Annotated in this window: 18 protein-coding genes; 4 read left to right on the forward strand and 14 right to left on the reverse strand. The window is 60.1% G+C overall.

The window, feature by feature from the left end:
* Positions 1 to 294 precede the first annotated feature (294 nt).
* From mqnP to HALAL_RS0104130, 6 genes are all read right to left on the reverse strand, one after another.
* Positions 295 to 1,194, reverse strand: coding sequence for a menaquinone biosynthesis prenyltransferase MqnP (gene mqnP, locus HALAL_RS0104105; RefSeq protein ID WP_025272780.1), 900 nt, complete (start codon positions 1,192 to 1,194; stop codon positions 295 to 297).
* Complete coding sequence (locus HALAL_RS0104110; RefSeq protein WP_025272781.1) at positions 1,184 to 2,647, reverse strand: menaquinone biosynthesis decarboxylase; 1,464 nt, start codon at positions 2,645 to 2,647, stop codon at positions 1,184 to 1,186. The genes mqnP and HALAL_RS0104110 overlap by 11 nt, the downstream gene beginning before the upstream one ends.
* 180 nt (positions 2,648 to 2,827) lie before the next feature.
* A complete protein-coding gene (gene ehuA / locus HALAL_RS0104115; protein ID WP_342670452.1) occupies positions 2,828 to 3,649 on the reverse strand; it encodes an ectoine/hydroxyectoine ABC transporter ATP-binding protein EhuA in 822 nt (273 codons plus the stop codon).
* Positions 3,630 to 4,301 carry an amino acid ABC transporter permease gene (locus HALAL_RS0104120; protein ID WP_025272783.1) on the reverse strand — a complete coding sequence of 224 codons (672 nt, stop codon included), beginning with the start codon at positions 4,299 to 4,301 and terminating at the stop codon, positions 3,630 to 3,632. Before HALAL_RS0104120 ends, ehuA begins: the two co-directional genes overlap by 20 nt.
* A complete protein-coding gene (locus tag HALAL_RS0104125; RefSeq protein ID WP_084471852.1) occupies positions 4,301 to 5,008 on the reverse strand; it encodes an amino acid ABC transporter permease in 708 nt (235 codons plus the stop codon). Before HALAL_RS0104125 ends, HALAL_RS0104120 begins: the two co-directional genes overlap by 1 nt.
* Positions 5,009 to 5,118: 110 nt before the next feature.
* Positions 5,119 to 6,045, reverse strand: coding sequence for a transporter substrate-binding domain-containing protein (locus tag HALAL_RS0104130; RefSeq protein ID WP_025272785.1), 927 nt, complete (start codon positions 6,043 to 6,045; stop codon positions 5,119 to 5,121).
* Positions 6,046 to 6,407: 362 nt separating this feature from the next.
* Between HALAL_RS0104130 and HALAL_RS0104135 the strand changes: the two genes are divergently transcribed.
* Complete coding sequence (locus tag HALAL_RS0104135; RefSeq protein ID WP_084471853.1) at positions 6,408 to 7,166, forward strand: GntR family transcriptional regulator; 759 nt, start codon at positions 6,408 to 6,410, stop codon at positions 7,164 to 7,166.
* Between the two features lie 133 nt (positions 7,167 to 7,299).
* Here the strand turns inward: HALAL_RS0104135 and HALAL_RS0104140 are convergent, their stop codons facing one another.
* The 8 genes from HALAL_RS0104140 to HALAL_RS0104175 all read right to left on the reverse strand — a co-directional run bounded on the left by HALAL_RS0104140 (position 7,300) and on the right by HALAL_RS0104175 (position 16,603).
* A complete protein-coding gene (locus tag HALAL_RS0104140) occupies positions 7,300 to 7,875 on the reverse strand; it encodes an Rv0361 family membrane protein (protein ID WP_156937591.1) in 576 nt (191 codons plus the stop codon).
* Positions 7,876 to 8,027: 152 nt separating this feature from the next.
* Complete coding sequence (locus HALAL_RS0104145; protein WP_029767355.1) at positions 8,028 to 9,284, reverse strand: RNA-guided endonuclease InsQ/TnpB family protein; 1,257 nt, start codon at positions 9,282 to 9,284, stop codon at positions 8,028 to 8,030.
* A gap of 578 nt (positions 9,285 to 9,862) precedes the next feature.
* Positions 9,863 to 10,465, reverse strand: coding sequence for an Rv0361 family membrane protein (locus tag HALAL_RS0104150; RefSeq protein ID WP_025272789.1), 603 nt, complete (start codon positions 10,463 to 10,465; stop codon positions 9,863 to 9,865).
* Positions 10,466 to 10,736: 271 nt separating this feature from the next.
* Positions 10,737 to 11,378, reverse strand: coding sequence for an Rv0361 family membrane protein (locus tag HALAL_RS0104155; RefSeq protein WP_025272790.1), 642 nt, complete (start codon positions 11,376 to 11,378; stop codon positions 10,737 to 10,739).
* Positions 11,379 to 11,583: 205 nt separating this feature from the next.
* On the reverse strand, positions 11,584 to 12,342 hold the full coding sequence (locus HALAL_RS18450) for a nuclear transport factor 2 family protein (RefSeq protein WP_156937592.1): 759 nt from the start codon (positions 12,340 to 12,342) through the stop codon (positions 11,584 to 11,586).
* Between the two features lie 188 nt (positions 12,343 to 12,530).
* Positions 12,531 to 14,423: a potassium channel family protein gene (locus tag HALAL_RS0104165; RefSeq protein ID WP_025272792.1), complete on the reverse strand. Its 1,893-nt coding sequence runs from the start codon at positions 14,421 to 14,423 to the stop codon at positions 12,531 to 12,533.
* A gap of 81 nt (positions 14,424 to 14,504) precedes the next feature.
* Positions 14,505 to 15,524, reverse strand: a complete 1,020-nt coding sequence (locus tag HALAL_RS0104170; protein ID WP_025272793.1) for a GNAT family N-acetyltransferase — start codon at positions 15,522 to 15,524, stop codon at positions 14,505 to 14,507.
* 224 nt (positions 15,525 to 15,748) lie between these two features.
* The gene (locus HALAL_RS0104175; RefSeq protein WP_025272794.1) at positions 15,749 to 16,603 is read right to left on the reverse strand and encodes a lytic transglycosylase domain-containing protein; all 855 of its coding nucleotides are present in this window, start codon (positions 16,601 to 16,603) and stop codon (positions 15,749 to 15,751) included.
* A 604-nt stretch (positions 16,604 to 17,207) separates the two neighbouring features.
* Here HALAL_RS0104175 and HALAL_RS0104180 point away from each other — a divergent pair.
* From HALAL_RS0104180 to HALAL_RS0104190, 3 genes are all read left to right on the forward strand, one after another.
* The gene (locus HALAL_RS0104180) at positions 17,208 to 18,854 is read left to right on the forward strand and encodes an adenylate/guanylate cyclase domain-containing protein (protein WP_169732403.1); all 1,647 of its coding nucleotides are present in this window, start codon (positions 17,208 to 17,210) and stop codon (positions 18,852 to 18,854) included.
* A gap of 101 nt (positions 18,855 to 18,955) precedes the next feature.
* Positions 18,956 to 20,245 carry a glutamate-1-semialdehyde 2,1-aminomutase gene (hemL, locus tag HALAL_RS0104185; RefSeq protein WP_029767356.1) on the forward strand — a complete coding sequence of 430 codons (1,290 nt, stop codon included), beginning with the start codon at positions 18,956 to 18,958 and terminating at the stop codon, positions 20,243 to 20,245.
* Positions 20,242 to 20,895: a histidine phosphatase family protein gene (locus tag HALAL_RS0104190; RefSeq protein ID WP_025272797.1), complete on the forward strand. Its 654-nt coding sequence runs from the start codon at positions 20,242 to 20,244 to the stop codon at positions 20,893 to 20,895. The genes hemL and HALAL_RS0104190 overlap by 4 nt, the downstream gene beginning before the upstream one ends.
* Positions 20,896 to 20,998 lie beyond the last annotated feature (103 nt).

Here is a 20,998-nt window from a genome sequence, read left to right on the forward strand (position 1 = left end):
GTTTCGCCATGGTTTCCGTGGAGATGCGCCTTGGAGGCGACGGTTTACTATTCAAAATTCGCGTTACCCATGGGTATGAATTCGAGCGAGAGCACGGCAACTTAGGTCAATCAATACAGCGACCAATACGGAAACCACCACACGCAAGGTAAAATCGTCCAACCAGGAGACGGTGACGAAAACCGTCGCTGGGGCCACCACAAGGATCCCTCATACAACACGGGGCCCTTAGCTGTGGGAGATCACGTCGAACCCCAACGATGAAGCGGCGTCGCGCATGACGCCGCGTTCCCGCTAAAACCCTACGTACAAATCGAGACAGGCGAACACGAACAGTGCCACCGCCACGAATCCGTTGGCGGTGAAGAACGCCCGATTCGCTCGGCTCAGGTCATGCGGCTTGACGATGCTGTGTTCATACACCAGAATCGCCGCGACGACGGCAACTCCCATCCAGTACCACAGGCCTGCCGAAATCAGGAGCCCAAAGGTCACGAACAATGCCACGGCCACCGCGTGCGTAGCGGACGAAATGTGCAAGGCCGCCGCCTTGCCCCACCGTGCGGGAGTGGATTTCACTCCGATCTCGCGGTCGACCTCAATGTCCTGGCAGGCGTAGATCAGGTCGAAACCGCCGACCCACAGACCCACGGCCACCCCAAGCGCGATGGCAGGCCACGACCCGGCGAAGGTGCCGGTGACGGCCAGCCACGCCCCGACCGGCGCGACCGCCTGAGCCAGACCGAGAATCGCGTGCGGAAAGTTGGTGAAACGTTTTCCATAGGGGTAAACGATCAAAGGCGCTACCGCCAGCGGAGCCAATACCAGACACAACGGATTCAACATCGCTGCCGCCAGCACGAACACCACCAGCGACACCGCACAGCCCCAATAGGCCGTACGGAGGCTGACCGCACCGGTCACCAGCTCACGGCCGGCGGTACGCGGGTTCTGAGCGTCAATGGCACGGTCGATGATGCGATTGGCCGCCATCGCCAGTGTCCGCCCCGACACCATCGCCAGAGTCACCCACAACAACACCGTCCAGCTGAAAGCGTCGTTCAGACTCATGGCCGTCAACGCCGACAGGTACGCGAACGGCAACGCGAACACCGAATGCTCGAATGCCACCAGCTTCAGAAAAGCGCGGACGGGGTTGGAGGGTGCCTCGGAGGCGTCAAGGTTAGTGGTCAATGCCGTATTCTTTCCAGCGGTCGCTGACCGTCGCCTTGACGGCAGCGGTCATGGTCATCATGTCGGGCCAACCCCGAGTATATCCCTCCGTGGGGAATTTGGCCGTCGCGTCGATCCCGGCCTTACCTCCCCAGAACTGCTGGTATGAAGCGTGGTCGAGGTGGTCGACCGGTCCCTCACCCACTTGCAGATCACGGCTGTAGTCGACGTTTCCGAAAGCGCGCCAAGCAACTTCCCGCATATCGTGCACATCGCAGTCGGCGTCCACCACGATGATGAGCTTTGTGAGGCTCATCATGTGCGCACCCCAAATGGCGTTCATGACCTTCTGCGCGTGCTTGGGGAACTTCTTGTCGATCGACACGATCGCGCAGTTGTGAAACCCGCCCGACTCCGGTAGGTGGTAATCCACGATGTCGGGGATCATCACCTTCAACAGCGGGAGGAAAATCCGCTCGGTGGCCTTCCCCAGGCCGTAATCCTCCTGCGGAGGAGCCGAAGTGATGATGGAGTGGTAAATCGGGTTCTCCCGCATGGTCATGGTTTCCACGTGCATGTACGGGAAATCCTCGACGGGAGTATAAAAGCCGGTGTGGTCCCCGAAAGGCCCTTCGGGCAGTCGCTCGCCCGGCTCCGCCCAGCCTTCCAGGACGATCTGCGACGTTGCCGGAACCTGTAGCGGAACCGTCAGGCAGTCGACCATCTCGACGCGCTCGCCGCGTAGGAAACCCGCGAACAGGTATTCGTCGATGTCGGAGGGCAGCGGGGCGGTGGCTGCATAGGCCATGACCGGATCGGGCCCGATGGCGATGGCGACCGGCAGACGGTCGCCACGACGCTCGGCGTCAGCGTAGTGTGAGGTCGAGTTCTTATGGATCTGCCAATGCAGGCCCAGCGTGCGTTCATCGTGTTGCTGCAGGCGATAGAGCCCGACATTGCGTTTCGCCGATTCCGGGTGCTTGGTGTGCACGAGACCGAAATTGTGGAAGATGCCCCCGTCGCCGGGCCACACCTGCAGCCCCGGAAGGCGATTGAGATCGACCTCGTCGCCCCGGTAGACCACCTCCTGGCACGGCGCCTTACGTACCTTCTTGGGCGGAACACTCTTGAGTTGCATCAATTTGCCCAGGCCGTCGCGTACTCCGGCCCAGCCGACCGGGAGTTCCGGTTTGGCCAGCTCTCCGATTCGGTCGCCGATCTCATTGAGATCGTCCACGCCGAACGCCAACGCGGTTCGTTCCAATGTGGAGAAAAGATTGATCGCGATGGGCATCTCGCCCCGCGTGGGGTTCTCGAACAAAAGCGCCGGTCCGTCCTCTGCGATCACCCGATTGACGATCTCGGTGACCTCCAGGGTGGGATCGACAGGAGCGCTCACGCGTTTGAGCTCTCCGGCTTCTTCCAGAGTCGTCAGATACGACTGCAAGTCACTGTAAGGAAATTTAGTAGCCACGAACTCATTATGGACCACAACGAGCGACCGGTCAGCCTCCCGTACGCCGGGAATTCGTCGGCGTCATCGACTGCCCCTCCCGCAGCTGGGCATGCAATGGCACCGGCGCAAAAAGAAGAGGCCGACCGCCGATGCCTGAGCACCGTGCGGTCGGCCCCAAAATTCAACTCACCGCAGAAGTTAACCGGCAACGGCCTTGAGGAAGTCCTTTGTACGTTCCTCTTCGGGAGCCGTGAACATCTGCTCGGGGTTACCTTCCTCCACGATGACACCCTTGTCGAACATCATCACGCGATTCGACACGTCACGGGCGAAGCTCATCTCGTGCGTCACGATCAACATGGTGATGTCGGTGCTTGAGGCAATATCACGCAAGACTTCGAGGACATCGGCCACCAGCTCGGGGTCCAGAGCCGAGGTCACCTCGTCCAAGAGGAGAACCTCCGGCTGCATGGCCAGAGCACGGGCGATCGCCACACGCTGCTGCTGCCCACCCGACAACTGACTCGGGTAGTGGTCCAGCTTGTCGGACAGGCCCACCAGCTCCAAGTACTCCTTGGCGCGGACGTTGACCTCGTCCTTGTCCTGCTTCAGCGCGTGAATCGGGGCCTCAGTGACGTTCCGCAGCACCTTCATGTTGGGAAACAGATTGAACTGCTGAAACACCATGCCGACCTTGCTGCGTGCACGACGCAGATAAGCCTCGTGAGCAGGACGGAGCTTGCCGTGCTTTTCCTGGTGGCTATAGGGTTGCCCATCCAGGTAAATGACCCCGCCGTCCTTCTCAGGATGCTTGGTGGGCGTGACGTGTTCCAAGGTCATAAGCAGACGGAGAATCGTCGTCTTACCCGAACCACTGGGGCCGATGAGCGTCACGCGCTCACCCTTGTCAATCCCCATGTTCAACTGGTTGAGGACCGTCAAATCCCCGAACCGCTTCATCACGCGGTCAAAGTGAATATACGGATGCTGGTCGTCTGAATTAGAAGTTTGATTTGGCAAGACGGATCTCCAATCTTCTCGAAGCCAAGGCAATCGGGTACGACGCCACCAGGAACAGCAGACCCGCCATGGTATAGCCCTCAATACCTCCCACATAGGAGATGCTGGCGTACTCGCGAACCCGAGCGATCATCTCCATGACACCGATGGCGGTAAGGACGGGTACCTCTTTGAACATCGCCACCAACCAGTTGGTGACGGACGGCAGCGACCGCTTCAGCATTTGAGGCCCGATGACCGTACGCCACGTGTGAGTGCGAGGTAGCGACAGGGCCGTGGCCGCCTCCCATTGTCCTTTGGGAATGGCCTCGATACCGGCCCGGAACGACTCCATTACGTAAGAGGAATAGTGCACTCCCAACACAATGGCACCTACCACCATCGCCGTCAGGTTCAGTCCATTGAGAACGGTACTGGTGAAAGTGAACACCAAAAGGACTTGGACCAACAGGGGGGTATTGCGAATAAACTGCATGACACCGCTGATCGTGGCCGCGGCCCATCGTGGCGCGATCTGCAGAGCGATGGCCGCCAGGAGACCGAGCACGGTCGCGAGGAGCGCCGACCAGACGGCAATCTGTAGCACGACCAGGAATCCTTCCCACACATAGGGAAAGACGTTCTTAGCCGCTTCATTATCCCAATCGGTCATTACTTGCCTCCTGCTCCGGTCGCCATCCGCTGCTTCGGATCAATGCCGAGTCCTCGTTTGGCTCGATTCTCCAGAGCGCGCATTCCGCTCCAGATGAGCCAGGCCAGGAGGAAGTAGACGACCAGTACGAAGCTCAACTGGACCAGGCGATCCTGATCGGGGCGTTCACCGATCGTCTTGGCCATCTCGGTCAAGTCGACGACCGCGATCATCGACACCAGTGCGCTCGCTTTCAACAGCATGACGGCGAACGAGCACAGGGACGGAATCATTTCCGGCCACGCTTGGGGGAGAATGACGCGCCAGAACTTCTTGACTCCATGTATTCCCAGAGCGGTACACGCCTCATGCTGCGAATGCGGTACCGCCTGTAGGGCTCCGCGCACCACTTCGCTGCTGTAGGCACCGTAGTTGATGGCAAGCGCGATGATTCCCGCGACAATGAGGTAGTCGAATCGGAAATTAAAAAGGGCGGGCATCGCGTAAGCGAACCAGAACAGCTGCACTACGACCGAGGATCCGCGAATGAACTCGACAAAAGTCCGGGCGGGGGCTCGTAGAATCAATTTTGGGGAGTGCGTGGCCAGACCGAGACCGAAGGCAATGACCAGAGCCAGTGCCGCCGACGATACGGTAATGAATACCGTAGTGCCCAGGGGCTCGGCATAGTTGGGAAGCACTCCCACGACATCTGTAATTGCATCCAAGGATTCTCATCCTTAATTATGATCGTGCTGCCGCACGGATTTCCTTGATGGACCTTCCAGATTAATGGGGTGGTGCAACCATCTGTGCCACCACCCCATTCACGGATTGTCTACTGGTAATTCTCCGGACACAATGACTCAGCGGTCATGTCTTCCGGCGGGAAGTTCTCTTCCACGGTGAATCCGTAGTCGCCGACAAGGGACAGCCACTTGTCCTTGTCGTTGAGTACTTCGGCGATCTTCTCGTTGTACTGGTCGCGCAGCTTCTTATTGGCTTCACTGAATACGGCGGCACCGGCCCCGATAATTTCTTCGCCGTTCTCATCCTTAGGGTAGAAACCCTCGGTGACCTCGAGCTCGTCGTCCTGTTCTGCCTCCAGAGCGAGGTTGATCTGAGTCAGCTCGATGGCGTCGCAGCGACCGGCCTTCAGCTCGAGTTTGAGACCTTCCAAGTCGTCCTGCACATTAAGCTGATCCTCCGGAATACCCATATCCTTCGCAATGGTGTGACCGGTGGTTCCGTTCATGACACCCATAACGGCATCGTCGCTTTCGGCGACGTCCTCAATGGTGTGAATGTCCTTGGGGTTACCGTTCAACACCATCATGGCGTCGGGCATGACGTAGTCCGGGTCGGCGAAGTAGGCGTTTTTGCAACGCTTTTCATTGACGAACATACCGGCGATGACGATGTCGTGGGTGTTTCCCAGTCCGGCGATGAGACCGTCCCAGCCCGGGTCCGTCCACTCGATGCGGTCGGGGTCGGCTCCGAACTGCTCCAGAATATAAGTGTGGAGGGCGACTGACTGCCCTTCAACCTCATTGGTGTCCGGGTTACGGAACGAGTACGGGTTCTCATTGGCGTAGGCGATTGTAATGTCCTGGCCGCTAAGGTCAATGGTACCGTCGTCACCTTCGGAATCGCCGAGCGAATCGCGCTCGGCTTTGGAGCAGGCGGACGTGGCCAGTGCAATTGCCGCTGCCCCTCCCCCGGCTGCCATGAGTTGACGGCGGTTGAGGCTTGTGCGCTTGAACACGGGTTATCCCTCCAGAGGTTTTTTCGGATACCGGCAACAGACTACAGTCCGATTGTTCATATGTCTACAATCTGAACTCTGACAAACGATAACAATATCATCAATATTTCAGACGTCGACCTGGAGCCCAGCGTGTATATACAGTATGTGAGTAGGCGACTCCATTCCTGGTGTTGACATTGAGAATGTAGACTGTTGACAAATGAACGCCACATGAGAGAATTCTGGTGAGCGTCATTCGTATCGAACACACTGAACACGACGAGCATTCTCGCTGGGGACAGTGACGCATACGCGTCCGCCGGTAGTCACCCCGCCGGCCAACCATCCACGTGCACAACGACGACCATAGGGAGCGTGACATGGCTATTCCGAATCAGCGGCGACCAGGCGGTCTTGCGCCTGTGCGGCGCGCTTCAACCGTCGACCTCATTACGGAGGCGCTTAAAGAAGCAATAATGAACGGACAGCTGCGCCCCGGGTCCGCCTTGCGCGAAACCGAACTCTCCCAACAGCTCAACGTCAGTCGAGGACCGCTTCGTGAAGCACTGCAACGTCTCTGCACCGAAGGTATTGCCGTCTCTCGTGGACGGCGCGGCCTCGCCGTCGCGTCCATGGAAGCCAGCGACATCGTGGAGGTCCACTTCCTCCGCAAGGACATTGCCCTGAAAGCGATCGCTCGCCTGCATACGGTTGACGACGATATTTACGATCAAGCGCTGGATAGCCTGCGGCAGCTGCTGCATCGAATGAACGGAGCGGTGGACGACGAACACGCCCGCCAGTTGGGCGACAGCTACCACGTCTTCCACCAAACGCTGACCGACCTTGCCGGTTCTCAACGCCTCTCACGATTCATGCGCACCCTGTTGGTCGAGACCCGCCTGTGCACCTACACTGTCTACACCGACTACAAGATCCACTCCTCACTGGTCGAAGAACACGAGGACATCTGGAAAGCCCTGCGGAGGAAGAACTTCAACGAGGTTGAACAGCTTCTGGAGTCACACTTCCAGAACGAGATCGAACACCTGACGGGCGAACCTGAAGAGGACGAACAGTTGGAACACTCCGTTCCCCACAAACCACAACCCCTCGATCCCATCGACATCGCCTGGTAACTTCGCCGGAGTTACAAAGCATATGTACAACTCGGTGCCGCCCATTACAACTGAGGGCGGCACCGAGTTGTGTCGTTGGAACCTCCATCGATCTAACGTTGAAGCCAATCCTCTGGCCGGGAATCACCGTTGGTCACAGTTGCGGGTCGCAGATTCTCCAGACTCCGTCTTCTTTCCGCATCTGCCAAGGGAACCGCTCGACACTCAGCTCCGATTCAACGTCCTGACTCGAAGTGACCATCATTTTTACGTCGACCATCGCGCTGTCACCATCAACCTCGCTGCCCTTGACTTCCATGTCCACCTGCATGGAATTTCGCATGGGGAGGGCGGAACCGGTCTCGTATTCGTCGTTGTATTCGGCCTGGAGTTCAGGACAGAAAAACGATAGGCCCTCATCCCACGCGGCTTCATGGTCACCGTCCAAAAAATCCTGCACGGGGCCGTCGATGTACTTCTGCACCACGTCTTCAGGAGTGTCGTCTCGAGATGGCCCATTATTTCCACCGTTCAAAACGATGTACGCCGCGCCTCCGACGAGGGCCAGAATGACCACCCCGGCAACGAGGACAACGATCGGGGTTTTATTACCGCTCTTCTGCGGCGGTTCCTCGGAGTTCGGAGGATTGCCGTTCAGCTGCTGGGACTGTGGTTCCGGTCGCTGTCGGTTTGGGTCAGAACTCGGCCGTGAGGGTTGAGGTACCATCATCGTCCTCTATCGGGTAGGCAAAACGTAAGGCACGCTCAGGATAAGCATGTCGATCTTATGCTTGCCCCGCACCCCTTTGTCAGCAATTTGACATCCTCGTTTCCCTGAAGGGGAAGCGATTCCTGGCTTGGCTTCCAGCGTGGCTGGAGGCTCTACGGGCGGGTTACTGCTTCGACGCGCTGTGCCGGGACTCTCCTGGTCCTACCTGCGCTCCACGAGTCGTTTACCGTCTCCGCACGTCCTGCGGCGACCAAGCGCCTGCCTTCGGCGCGGATATTCTTCTCAGCGTTGGCATCCCGGTCATGGGACACCCCACACCCGCACTCCCAACGACGGACGGCCAAGCCCTCCAGGCCGGTCGGCCCGGTGAGCGCTCCGCACGCCGAGCACAGGCGGGTGGAGGGGAAGAACCGGTCGACCGTCACAAACGTCCGCCCCGCCCGGGCGGCCTCCGATTCCAGCCGGGTGAAAAACATCCCGAACGCCGCATCCTGTATCGACTTGGACATACCGGACCGCTGCAATCCCTTCACATTCAGATCCTCCACGATGATGCTATGGTTCTCGGCAACAATCGCGCAGACCTGTTTGTGTATCCAATCGGAACGGGAGTTAGTGATCTTTTCGTGGACCTTCGCCACACGGAGGCGCGCTTTGGCCCGATTGATAGAGCCCTTCTCCTTACGGCTCAGGGACCGCTGTGCCTTCTTCAGCTTGCGCTCCAGACGTTTAAAGAATCTTGGGTTGTCGATAGTCGTCCCGTCACGCAACACCGCGAAGTCCTTCAACCCCAGGTCGATCCCCGTGCCAGCGTCGTCGGGCAACGGATCAAGAAGGTCGGCACCGTCGTCTACCGCAACCACAAACGACGCGAAGTACTTGCCCGTGGGGGTTTTGATGATTGTGACGCTGGAGGGGTCGGAGGGAAGCTCTCTGCTCCAGGCGACCGTGAGGTCCCCAATCTTGGGCAGCCGCAACCGCCCGTTGCCGAGCACGCGGAACCGGGCGGCTTTTGTGAACCTGACCGTCTGTGTGCTCGCCCGGCGTTTGAACCGCGGTGGGCCGACACGCGGCCCCTGCCGCCTTCCGGTGAGAGAGTCAAAGAAGTTCTTATAGGCCCTATCGCAGTCCCGCATAGCCTGCTGCAGCACGACTGCCGAGACCTCGGACAGCCACTCGCGTTCCGGGGTTTTCTTCGCCTCGATGATCAGCGCCTTCGCCAACGACACCGACGACGGATAGCCCTCCCCGGCCGCGTAGGCCGCTCTGCGAACCGCGATGCAGTCGTTATACACCGTCCGCACACACCCGAATGTCCGCGCGAGCTGCCGCCGCTGCGGACCCGTCGGGTAGAGACGAAACCGGTACCTCAGATGCAAAGCAAGAAGCGTAACGGGAACGTCTGACATAGAAATCGCGAACCAACCAGCCTCCCGAAAGGCGCTACACCCCCGCCTTGAAAGACGGAGCACTGCGTCTGAAGATAATAGCCTCATAGGAAAACGCCGAGGTCTACCTCAATACAATCTGGCCCGGAACACCGGTGACAATAGAGCGATCACGTTGCTATCACGCTTAAGGAGCGAACCCTCCCGGATACGGACCCCCCTGCGGCGGCATACCTCCTTGTGAGGGCGGGTGCCCCTGCTGTTGCAGAGGATAACCGGGCTGCTGTCCCTACTGCTGATTCGGATTGAAACCGGGTTGAGGAGGTTGGTATGTCATCATCGCCCCTGACAATAGGTTGAGTATTCAAATACTCACAGTCTAGAAATGCCTTGCACTTCCGATGACCTTGTCACAGAGGCTTAGCGAGTGCGTGCTTTAAAGCTCGGATCACTCGCACACGCTCCACGGTATAGACAGACATAATCATAATCCCGCAGATACGAACAGTCTCCCGAGCATTACGGACGGCATCGTGTAAAGCGCATGGAACGTGCCCTGGTGCTGCTTGGAAGATCGAACCGTCTAGAACATTCGACGATCAAAACCTGGTGTCGCAAATCTTCCAGACTCCGTCTTCCTTCTTCATTTCCCACCGAACAGTCTCCGCCGCATACTCAGTTTTACCGTCGATTTCCATGGTGAGGCTTATATCAACATCCACCGTCGCCGTGTCACCATCGATATCACTTTCCTTGACCTCCATATGGACTTCAGTGGAGTCGTCCATCGTCTCAGCCGAGTCGGGATCATACTTATCGTTGAAATCGGATTTCAAGTCGTCACAAATGAACTCCACGCCAGTACTTTGAGCTGATTCCATATCGCCGTCTCTGGCATCCTGCAGGGGCCCATCGATATATTTCTGAACCACTTCTTCAGGAGTATCACCCTTGGAAGTTCCACCGCTACCTCCTCCAAGGAGGATGACCGCTGCCGCACCACCAACGATCAGGGCGGCCAATACAACCACGGTGACGATGATCGGGGTTTTGTTCGTAGTCTTCTGCGGTGGCGTAAGCCCGCCTGAGGGCGTTCCGTGCGGAGGTTGGCCCGTCTGTTGCGGCGGCATGCCATCCTGCAGTCCTTGCTGAGCCGGCTGCTGATTCGGGTCAAAACCCGGTTGCTGAGGTTGATACGACATCGTCGCCCCTTAGGAGTCGTAGAGCATTCAGACATTTACATTCTATACATGTATTGCACGTCCGATACCACTGTCGCAAAGCTATAGGGGGCTGATATTGGGGCCTGGACGCGGTGTCGCACTGTACGCGACCTGAGTGGCATCGACCTGGGTTTCGAAGGGCGAGGGAAACAAAGCCGCCCGTACCCAATCCGGGCGGCGTTGCGTTCGGCGTCAACGACGGATCCAGGTGAATCGCTCGGAACACCGAACCGTAAGGGATGACCGACGATCAGAATTCCGTGTCACAAATCTTCCAGGAACCGTCTTCCTTCTTCATATCGACCGGCTTCGTTTCAGTGGTTGACTGGGATTCGCCCTCGATTTCCATGGTGAGACTCAGTTCCACGTCCACCGTCGCACTGTCACCGTCGATCTCACTACCCTTGGCCTCCATGTGGACCTCCATGGAGTCATCCATAGCCGCAGCGGAATCCGGGTCGAACTCATCCTTGAAGTCGGACTTCATATCCTCACAGATGAACTCCTCACCAGTACTCTGAGCGGATTCCATGTCGCCGTCCATGGCATCCTGTAGTGGCCCGTCGATGTATTTCTGGACCACTTCTTCCGGAGTATCGCTGCTGGACGGCCCTCCGCTGCCGCCGCCCAGGAAAATGACCGCAGCTCCGCCCCCGAGGACCAAGACGGCCACTACGACCACGGTGATGATGATCGGAGTTTTATTCCCGCTCTTCTGCGGCTGTCCCTGCGGGGTAAACCCACCTGGAGGCTGGCCACCCGGAGGCGGCCCCTGTGGCGGCTGCCCCGGTTGTTGCGGCGGCATACCGTCGTGCTGCGGTGGATGACCGGGTTGCTGATCTTGCTGCTGCTGATTCGGGTCAAAACCCGGTTGCTGAGGTTGATACGACATCGTCGCCCCTGGTTCAATAGTAAATTCCGACACGACCAGCTTAGAAAGGCCTTGCTCGCCCTCAACGGTCGTATCCTGAGCTCAAACGAAAACGTCCGCAATGAAAAAGGTGCCACCCCACGATCGATGTGGAGTGACACCGAAGGTCGTCAGTCGCGGCTCAGGCAATCTACAGAAGGATATGGTTTTCAACCGAGGTACTCGGTTATGCCATACCGCCCATGTCGCAGATCTTCCACGTACTGTCTTCCTTCTTCAAGTCCCAGCTGAAGGTACGGGTTTCTTCGTTAGACTCACCCTCGAATTCCACCGTAACGGTGGCTTCAACGTCGACGGTCGCATTGTCTCCATCGACTTCGCTGCCTCCGACTTCGTACTGGATATCCATGTCCCCCATGCCTTCGGCCGCGGAGGTATCGACTTCCTCGTCGAAATTAGACTGCAGGTCTTCACAAAGATAGCCCTTCGCACTATCCTGCGCACCTTCGAAATCGCCGTTCATGGCATCTTCCATCGGACCATCCAGGAACTTCTGGACGACTTCCTCCGGACTGTCACTGCTGGACGGTCCACCACCGCTGCCCAGGAAGAAGAACGCGGCACCGCCACCGATGGCCAGGACAGCCACCGCAACAACGGCGATGATGATCGGGGTTTTATTCCCGCTCTTCTGCGGCGGTCCCTGCGGGGCAAACCCACCTGGGGGCTGACCACCCGGAGGCGGCCCCTGCGGTGGCATACCACCCTGCGGTGGCATACCGCCTTGCTGCGGCGGGTAGCCGGGCTGCTGAGGAGGCATACCCTGCTGGGGCGGCATGCCCTGCTGCGGAGGCTGTCCCGGTTGTTGCGGTGGCATACCGCCTTGCTGCGGCGGGTAGCCGGGCTGCTGGGGAGGATACCCGGGCTGCTGCCCCGGCTGTTGCTGATTCGGGTCAAAGCCCGGCTGTGGAGGTTGATACGACATCGTCGCCCCTTTGGTAAGTAAAAAATTCAGGTAGTCTCCGACAGGGTAACAATCGCCCGCAACCCGTAATGAATCGAATTCACCATTACCCACCGTGTCGTCACCATTGCATATCCGCAGTTCACGCAGGGCGACTTTCCTTAAACTCAATTGACCATCGCCGCCAATGCGACGCGACCGTAGTCCGCTCACCGTCGCTGCTTGGGTACGGTCTCCTCATCATCGTCCCTTACAACCGCGCTGGTCCGTTGCTCCAGGAACGCCAGCCCCGCTTGCGAGGCGAGAACCAGCAGCTGGTCTTCTTCCCGCAGAACCTCTTCACAGTCAGGGCACCAGATATCGTTGGGGCCGGAAACCTTGTTTCCCACCCGAACCATCTCACCGGATTCGTCCCATTCCTGACGTCGAATACCGATCAGACGGAAACCGCCCGGCTCGTCCACGACTCCGGCCTTCTCCCCCACGATGTTCGAGCCCGGTTCCACCCGCACCTGCGCTACGTGCACCAGCTGCCCGCGTACCGGAATCGTCGACAAGATCTGATCGTCGGTCACCAGAGCCGCAAAGGACGCCGCGGCCACTCGCGGGGCACTCCAGGACAGGTGCAGGGGCAGTGTGTCCAGCGGCCAAGCCCCCCGGCCATAATTGCGGCCACTGCGGCGCTGCCGCGCCAGGAAACGCGCGTTGAGGTTCTCGCGAACGAGTTCGGCGAACTCTTCGTCGTAAATGCGCAAGACCGTCCGTACATCGGCGCGGCAATGCACGGCGCACAGCGCGATTTCCAGGTTCTGCGAATCCAATTTAGCCATTGCTACGACCGACAGGCATTGCGCGATCCCCGCTTCGCGCAATATCTCCGGATTGCTGGCATTGCCGAACAGCACCTGAGCCCCTACACTGCGCGCGGTGTTGACTCCTGGAACGTCGTGGTCCTTCTCGATGGCCACGACCGGTTGACCCTGTGCCCGTAGCATCTCCACCACCCGCGTGCCGATGTTTCCCAATCCGACCACGATGATGTGCTTGCGCACGGGCTCGACGATCCGTCCGGTCGCGAGCGCGTACTTTCGCCCCACGAGACTCTGCACGATGGCACCGGTGACGACGGGGATGAGCAGGGCGCCGGACAGGGTGACGGCGACGTGGGCGTATCTCGACCAGGTGGGTGCTCCGAGGTCGGGGTCGATGCCGCCTCCGGCGGCGAGGGCGAGGATGTAGATGGCGTCCCAGATTCCGGAGGGGTTGGCGTCTTCGGCTCCGTGGACCCGCAGTATGACGATTCCGCTGATCATGATGACCAGTAGGAGGATGGTGGCCAGGCGTAGTTTGATGTCGATGGTGCGGCGGAATTCTCGGCTGAGGCGTTTGAGTCCGCGTGTGGTGCGTTGTCTGAGTCGGCTGAGTGTCTGGGATCGGGCGGCCGGTAGCAGGCGGAGGTAGCGGGGTGCTTCGTTGACCGTTTGGGGCAGGATCTGGGTGTAGGGGCGTTTTCCTTCGGCGATGATCCATTGGGTGTTGTCGCTGGGGTTGTTGGTGACGAGTAGTTCGCGTCCCCAGATTTGGATGCGTCCGGGTGGGATGTGGTGTTGGGCGGCGGCCGCGTAGGTTGGGGCGACCATGTCGGCGTCGGATTCGATGAAGATTTCGTTTTTTCCGACGAGGTGGCGTACGCGGGAGGTGAGTTGCCGGTTGTACATCCGGATGATCAACCGCGCCTGGGTGGTTTGTTTTTTCCGTCGGGCGCTCTGTTGGATGAGTTGCCGTAGTTTGAGGGCGAGGTGGAGGTTTCCGACGTCGTCTTGGGCGAGTAGGACGACCGCGTGGGCTTTTTCGAGCCCGTAGGAGGCGACGGTGTCGGCTTCGATGCGGTCGGTTTCCTGGACGCGGAGGAGGTCGTTGCGGGCCTGGGCGGCGCGGATTTCGAAGCTTTGAAATCCGCTGCCCGGGGAGATGACGGCTGTGACGGCCACGCCGAAGTTGTCGGTGAGGTTTCGGATGAATCTCAGGGCAAGTCCGGTGTCGCCCACCACGATGACGTGTTTGGTGTTGGGCGGCGGCCATTCTCGGCGTAGCGGCGACATACTTTGAGTGTAAACATGTGTCGCAATCTAATACCAGGTAGTTACATTCGTCTGTCTACTTGGCGGGGACGACGTTCCGTCTCAGGTGCCGTCGTTCAGGCTTTTCTTCAGCGTGTGCAGTGGTATTTCGTAGTCGTACCAATTGACGTCGTGGACGAATCCGAGTTGGGCGTTGACCCAGTTGACGTCTTGAGCGTCGGGTGACGTCCAGGTCTGTACGTCGTGCAGTTGCGGTTCGCGTTGACGTAGTTCGAGCAGCAGGGCCGCCTTCATGGTCATGGCGAGCCCGTAGGAACGGTGGCCGCTGGCGACGACGGTGTCGTACTGGTCGGCGCGGGTGGGTCGTTGGTTGGAGACGACCACCTCGGTCAGGCCGACGACTTCGTCGGTTCGTTCGTTGATCGCCACCATGATGTGCGGACGCATACCGCGTTTCCGCAGGGTGTCGAAGGCGGTGGCCAGCTGGTTGGCTTCCGCGGAGGGACGCCATTCCGGCAGCCAGACGATGGGGGCTTCGGGTGAATGCAGGTGTGCTTTGACGTCGGCGTACGAGTCGGCGTAGGAGGCGGGGACCGATCCGGGGAAATATCGCAGTTCATAGTCGGCGGCTACGCGCTTGGCGGCCGTTTCCATGAATTCCCAGTCGATGTTGTCCCAGCGTAGGAGGTGACGGTGTTCCAGCTCGGCGATCTCGAAGCCGAGACGGTCGTAGAATCCGACTGCCGGAGTGGTGGCGATGACCTCGGCGCAGACGGTATCGCAGCCCATCGCCTCGGCGCTGTCGGCGGTGTGGCGTAGGAGGAGCTTTCCGATACCTTGACCTCGCACTTCGGGGCGAGTGGCGATCTCCACGATACCGACGGGGTCGTCGCTGAGCCGAGTTATGACGCTATGGCCCAGGAAGTGGCCGCGGTCCTCGTAGGCAACCAGAAGTTTGCGCTGCGAACCGGGGAGGGTTTGGCTGAGGTAGTCCCTGAGGCGGTGACTGTTCCATTGCGGTTCGCCGGGCATGTCGGAATCGGTCATCGCATTGAGGACATCGCACCATTGTTCTATGTCATCGGTGGACATCTGGGCTGCGTTGAGCTCCTCCACTCGCATAGACCCTCCTGGTCATGTTGTGATCGGTCAGGCGGCCGCCCCACGGGGGTCGCCTTGGCGTTCCCCGGTTTCGGCCACCTGCCGCGCGGCGTGACGTGGGCATACCTGGGACCCGCGCGTGCGTTTCTCCTACTTCGCTGCTTTCTTTCCGTCGAGCCGATGGATTTCGGGGAGTACTCCAGTTTAGTGCAATCCCTTCGACGCCCGAAAGACAAGAGCGATAGTCATTTACTTTGTTCGCCGTATTGGTTGGCACGTTCGTACACATCGTGGACGTATGTGTCGAGATGGTTGTAGCTGTACACGGCTGCGTACCATTGGGCGGGATCGCGTAGATCCTTCCCGTCGGCACACAGGTAATCGGCCGCCGATACGGCGGCGTCGAAAACGTTCTGTACATTGACCGTGCCGTCACCGTCGCCGTCGGTGCCCCAGCGCTCCCAGGTGGGGGGAATAAACTGCATGGGGCCGGCGGCGCGCATGCGCTCGCCTTCGACGACGACTTCGGGTCCGTAAATGTCGTCACTGGTGTCGCCATTGGGCTCCAGGATGGCATTGCCGGTCGTTCCGTGGTTGGTTTCGACCGATCCGATACCCGCAAGAGTGGTCCACGACAGGTGGCACCCGGGGTTACGTGCTTGGGAGATCAGTTCGGCGCGACCGTAGGCTTCGAGGGCCACCGGAGAGATTCCCAGGTCGCTCAAGTCGTCGGCCCATTGGCTGAGGCTGACGTCGGCAGGACTCTCTTCGGGGCTGGGGCTGGGTGTGTCAGAGTCATCGTTGGGATCGGGACGCACGTCAACCGGTCGCCCACTGTCCGGAGGCTCCACGTATTCCTCGAAATAGGACAGTTCGGTAACCTCATTCCGTTCGGGTGGTGATCCGTAGGACCACGATGGTCCGGCAATGGGACTGACGAAGTAACCGACGGCGAAAAACGCCGCCAGTAGCGCGACGGTGAACGTGACTTGCAGCGCCAAACGACCGCCGGGACGGCGCAGCGCACCGAAACCGCCGCGCAGACCACGTAGTAGCGCCGCCGGAAGTGCTTTGATTCGTATCTTTCGCCTCAACCACACATTAGTGAGTATCTCTCATCTGTTATGCGTCATGAATCCGGCTCCACACTATGGGAATCTGCGAACTAAGCCGCTACCGGCCCTTTCTCCATTCGTTGACCTAACCGGGGACTTTAACCCGCAGCAATCAAATTGTTACCACAATTCGATAACGGTCTTCGACAAGTTGACTCCATACGGAACGCGGATCATATTATGATCGGTCGATAACATAAGGCGGTCCAAATGGGAGAGAGCTTGTTTCGTTATCGATCGTTTCGAACATATGGAGGTCAATTTGGTTGGCCACACTCGTGACCGTAGCGGTCCGGTTAACCGACGCCGGGCCTCGGCCCGTTAATTCTCCTATTTCGGTTGTGAGCGGACCACTACACCGCCTATAGAGAACCGGTAGGACTACGCGTGCCGCCGTTTCCTTACCAGGCAACGGCACCGAGCCGACATTACGGTCCGGACCGTGGTCGACTCCAGGGGAGGTGGAGCGACGCCTCCGGGGTTGACCCGAAGCCGATGACACGACCGACATGTCATCGGCAGTCAAGCGTAGGTCATGGCCAGACAAACCGCGCTTTGCATGCGGGGTACACAGAAAGCGATATTCTCGGTGGACACGACAGATCTGACAACCGCACCAATATCAACAGCCGTTACACAACGAATTCACACCACGACCGGCCTGCCGTCAGGATTCCTCACCTTCATCCTCACCGACATCGAAGGCTCCACGCCTTTGGTCTGCGAGCTGGGCGATGACCGCTATCGCGAACTCATCCAGCGACATCGCCGGATCATTCGCCAATGCCTGGAGAGATCCGGGGGATACGAAGTGGAGACGGAGGGGGATTCATTTCTTTTGGTATTCACCGACGCCCAAGCGGCACTACGGTGTGCCACACGTATTCAGTTCGCCCTCGCCGACACCGTATGGCCGTATTACGGATACGACCGCCCCGTCCGACCACGCGTTCGGATCGCCGCGCACAGTGGTTACGCCGAAGCGTCGGACCAGGGCTACAGTACGATCGAAATTCACCGCACTGCTCGGATCTGCTCGGCGACTCATGGAGACCAGATCCTCATCTCCGAGCAATGCCGGGCGGCCGCCCACGAACCTCACACCATCCACATCGGAGACTACGATCTCAAAGGCCTGAACGAAAGCCTTAGCCTCTACCAGCTCACGACGCCAGGACTCCGTGCCGACTTCGCTCCACCACCCGTACGCCGTCGGCGACACAATCTGCCGCAGCCGTACTCACACACCATCACCCACCCCGACCAGATGGAACGAATCAACCGGGCCCTGGAGGTCCAACGCCTGATCACCCTCACCGGGCTACCCCGCAGCGGCAAAACCACCACCGCCCTGTCCTGGGCACATGCCCACCTCGACGAATTCGAAGGAGGCGTCTGGTACGTCAACACCGACGACCTCGGAGGCGGACTACTGCGAGCGCTCGGCAAGCCGGTCGAACCGTTCCGAGCCCCGCTGGATACCGCCATCGAACATGTGCGGGACCGGCGCAGTCTCGTCGTCGTAGACGGCCAGGACCCGCGCCCCGATCCGGGACGGTTGCGCGCTCTGCTGGACGCGTGCCCCCGACTACGTGTCATCGTCTGCGCTCGCGAAGCCGTTGGGCTGGAGGGTGAATCCACTCTTCCGCAACTCGCCCCCGGCATCGAACGATGCGCAAAACTGTTGCGACAGGGCGTGCGGGCCCACGGCTCCGACCTCGACGACACCGACGCGCGCCGCATCGTCAATACCGTGGACTGCTTCGTTCCCGCCTTCGAACTGCTCAGCCAGTTGGTCGCCGTCAGCGGACCCATCGCAACACAGCAGGAACTGACCAACAACCCGTGTGAACTGTTCGAACACTCGGTGGTCGACCATAGCGTTCACTCCTGCGTGCGCGCACTCGACTCGACCCAGGAAGGACTGTTCCGGGCGCTGTTGACCTACGGCTCCGCCCGGTTCGGCATCGGTCTGCTCATGCGCACCGCGCGGAACCACGGCGCCCACTTCTCCGATCTCAAACGCATGATCGACATGGCGTTGCTGGTACCGACGTCTGAGGCGCACTACCGTATCCCGGCACCCATTCGGTGGCTGCATCGCCCCCGGTGGGACGACCGGTTGCGGCCGACCATGCCCAATCCGCCACTGTCACCCGCCTGGGCACAGGCCGAACAAGGGTTCGACACGCCGTCCTATGTTCAGGACGGTCTCGCCCTGAGCTCACCGCGTTAACGGTCGGCGATATGACTTATCTCCGCCAGGAGCGGCCATGTGAGCTTTCTCCGCCGGGGGCGGCTGTGACAACGGCGGACAATCATGCAAAGCTGGCATTCATGCAGGAAGTAAGTCATTCTAATTCCGAGAAATACACGCAGCGCGGCACAAAGGTCACGCCCGGAGGGGTCAACTCTCCGGTACGGGCCTTCGGCGGCGTCGGAGGCACCCCGGTGTACATGGAATCGGCCCAGGGTAGCCGAATGGTTGATGTGGACGGAAACAGCTACATCGACCTCGTCGGCTCCTGGGGCCCCATGATTCTGGGCCACGCCCACCCCGAGGTCGTCTCGGCCGTCACCACCGCTGCCGAACGCGGCACCTCCTTCGGCACCTCCTCGCCCGGCGAAGTGGAACTGGCCGAAGAGCTCGTCGCCCGCACCAACTGCGAACAGGTGCGCCTGGTGACGTCGGGAACCGAGGCCACCATGAGCGCCCTGCGGCTCGCCCGAGGAGCCACCGGACGCGACAAGGTCATCAAGTTCGCCGGCTGCTACCACGGCCACGGCGACGCCTTCCTCGCCGCCGCCGGCTCCGGCGTGGCCACTCTGGGAACACCGGACTCCCCCGGCGTCCCCGCCTCGGCCACCGCCGACACCATCGTGGTGCCCTATAACGACCTCGACGCCGTCACAGAGGCACTCCAGGCCAACGAAGGCCAGGTCGCCGCCGTCATCACCGAGGCCATTCCCGGAAACATGGGCTGCGTGGCCCCACAGGACGACTTCAACGAACGCCTCTACCGGCTCGCCCACGAACACGGCAGCCTCCTGATCAGCGACGAGGTCATGACCGGTTTCCGCGTCGGACGTCACGGCGTCAGCGCTCCCGCCGACCTCTACACCTTCGGTAAGGTCATGGGAGGCGGACTGCCCGCGGCGGCCTTCGGAGGACGACGCGACCTCATGGAACAGCTCTCCCCCACCGGCCCCATCTACCAGGCCGGTACCCTGGCGGGCAACCCCGTCACCGCCGCCGCCGGACTGACCACCCTGCACCTGCTGACCGACGAGGTCTACCAAAAGCTGGATACGCTCGCCGAACAGATCGGAACCATGGCCTCCGACGCGCTCACTAAAGCGGGTGTGGCCCACTACCTATCGGCACCGGGGAATTTGTTTAGTGTTTTCTTTACTGAGAACCAAGTAACCAACTTCGATCAGGCGAAAACGCAGAACACGGACCAATACGCGGCGTTCTTTCACGAAATGCTGCGCCAAGGCGTGTACCTCCCACCGAGCGCGTTCGAATGCTGGTTCGTTTCCGCAGCTATAACCGAGGAAGACCTGTCACAACTGGAGGCCGCCTTCGCGCGGGCCGCGAACGCCGCGGCTACAGTGCGGTCATGACCGGCTCCAAAACCATAGTTCACCTGCTCAGGCACGGCGAAGTCTACAACCCCGAAGGCATCCTGTACGGTCGCCTCTCGGGATACGGGCTCTCCGACCTGGGCCACGAGATGGCGATCGCCGCCGCCGAAAACCTCGCGGGGCGCGATATCGTCCATGTCGGCCACTCACCCCTCCTGCGGGCCGAACAGACGGCCGAACCCGTGGCGGCCTCACACCGTCTCGACCCGGTCGGCGACGCCAACCTCCTCGAACCGACCAACGTATTCGAAGGTCAACGAGTATCGGTCGGAGACGGAGCACTGCGTCAACCCAAATACTGGTGGCACATGCGCGATCCCTTCACGCCCTCCTGGGGCGAAGCGTACATATCAGTGGCCCGACGCATGATCAATGCCGTGGAAACCGCCCGACGCGCCGCACGCGGATCGGAAGCGGTCCTGGTCAGTCACCAACTGCCCATCTGGACCACCCGCCGATTCCTCGAACGCAAACGCCTCTGGCACGACCCACGCAAACGGCAATGCGGGCTCGCCTCGATCACCTCCCTTCACTTCGAAGGCCCCACGGTGACCCACATCGACTACACGGAGCCGGCCGCTGCGCTGGTCCTCAAATCCGAGACCGCCAAACGCGCCAAAGGAGCCTGAGGCAGGTCGGTCCCGGCTACGCCGGGACCGACCACGCCATCGTCGACCGCCCCTCCCCTGGCAGACGCCCTACCGCACCGGCGTCCGCCACACACCGGACCAC

It is taken from the genome of Haloglycomyces albus DSM 45210 (assembly GCF_000527155.1).
GTDB classification, from domain to species: domain Bacteria; phylum Actinomycetota; class Actinomycetes; order Mycobacteriales; family Micromonosporaceae; genus Haloglycomyces; species Haloglycomyces albus.

Excerpts from the sequence above, each read along its gene's own strand:
- HALAL_RS18450 (WP_156937592.1), bottom strand. The coding sequence starts at position 12,342 with ATGTCGTATCAACCTCCACAGCCGGGCTTTGACCCGAATCAGCAACAG.
- HALAL_RS0104150 (WP_025272789.1), bottom strand. The coding sequence starts at position 10,465 with ATGTCGTATCAACCTCAGCAACCGGGTTTTGACCCGAATCAGCAGCCG.
- HALAL_RS0104140 (WP_156937591.1), bottom strand. The coding sequence starts at position 7,875 with ATGATGGTACCTCAACCCTCACGGCCGAGTTCTGACCCAAACCGACAG.
- HALAL_RS0104170 (WP_025272793.1), bottom strand. The coding sequence starts at position 15,524 with ATGCGAGTGGAGGAGCTCAACGCAGCCCAGATGTCCACCGATGACATA.
- HALAL_RS0104190 (WP_025272797.1), top strand. The coding sequence starts at position 20,242 with ATGACCGGCTCCAAAACCATAGTTCACCTGCTCAGGCACGGCGAAGTC.
- HALAL_RS0104120 (WP_025272783.1), bottom strand. The coding sequence starts at position 4,301 with ATGACCGATTGGGATAATGAAGCGGCTAAGAACGTCTTTCCCTATGTG.
- HALAL_RS0104155 (WP_025272790.1), bottom strand. The coding sequence starts at position 11,378 with ATGTCGTATCAACCTCAGCAACCGGGTTTTGACCCGAATCAGCAGCAG.
- hemL (WP_029767356.1), top strand. The coding sequence starts at position 18,956 with ATGCAGGAAGTAAGTCATTCTAATTCCGAGAAATACACGCAGCGCGGC.
- HALAL_RS0104165 (WP_025272792.1), bottom strand. The coding sequence starts at position 14,423 with ATGTCGCCGCTACGCCGAGAATGGCCGCCGCCCAACACCAAACACGTC.
- HALAL_RS0104145 (WP_029767355.1), bottom strand. The coding sequence starts at position 9,284 with ATGTCAGACGTTCCCGTTACGCTTCTTGCTTTGCATCTGAGGTACCGG.
- HALAL_RS0104135 (WP_084471853.1), top strand. The coding sequence starts at position 6,408 with ATGGCTATTCCGAATCAGCGGCGACCAGGCGGTCTTGCGCCTGTGCGG.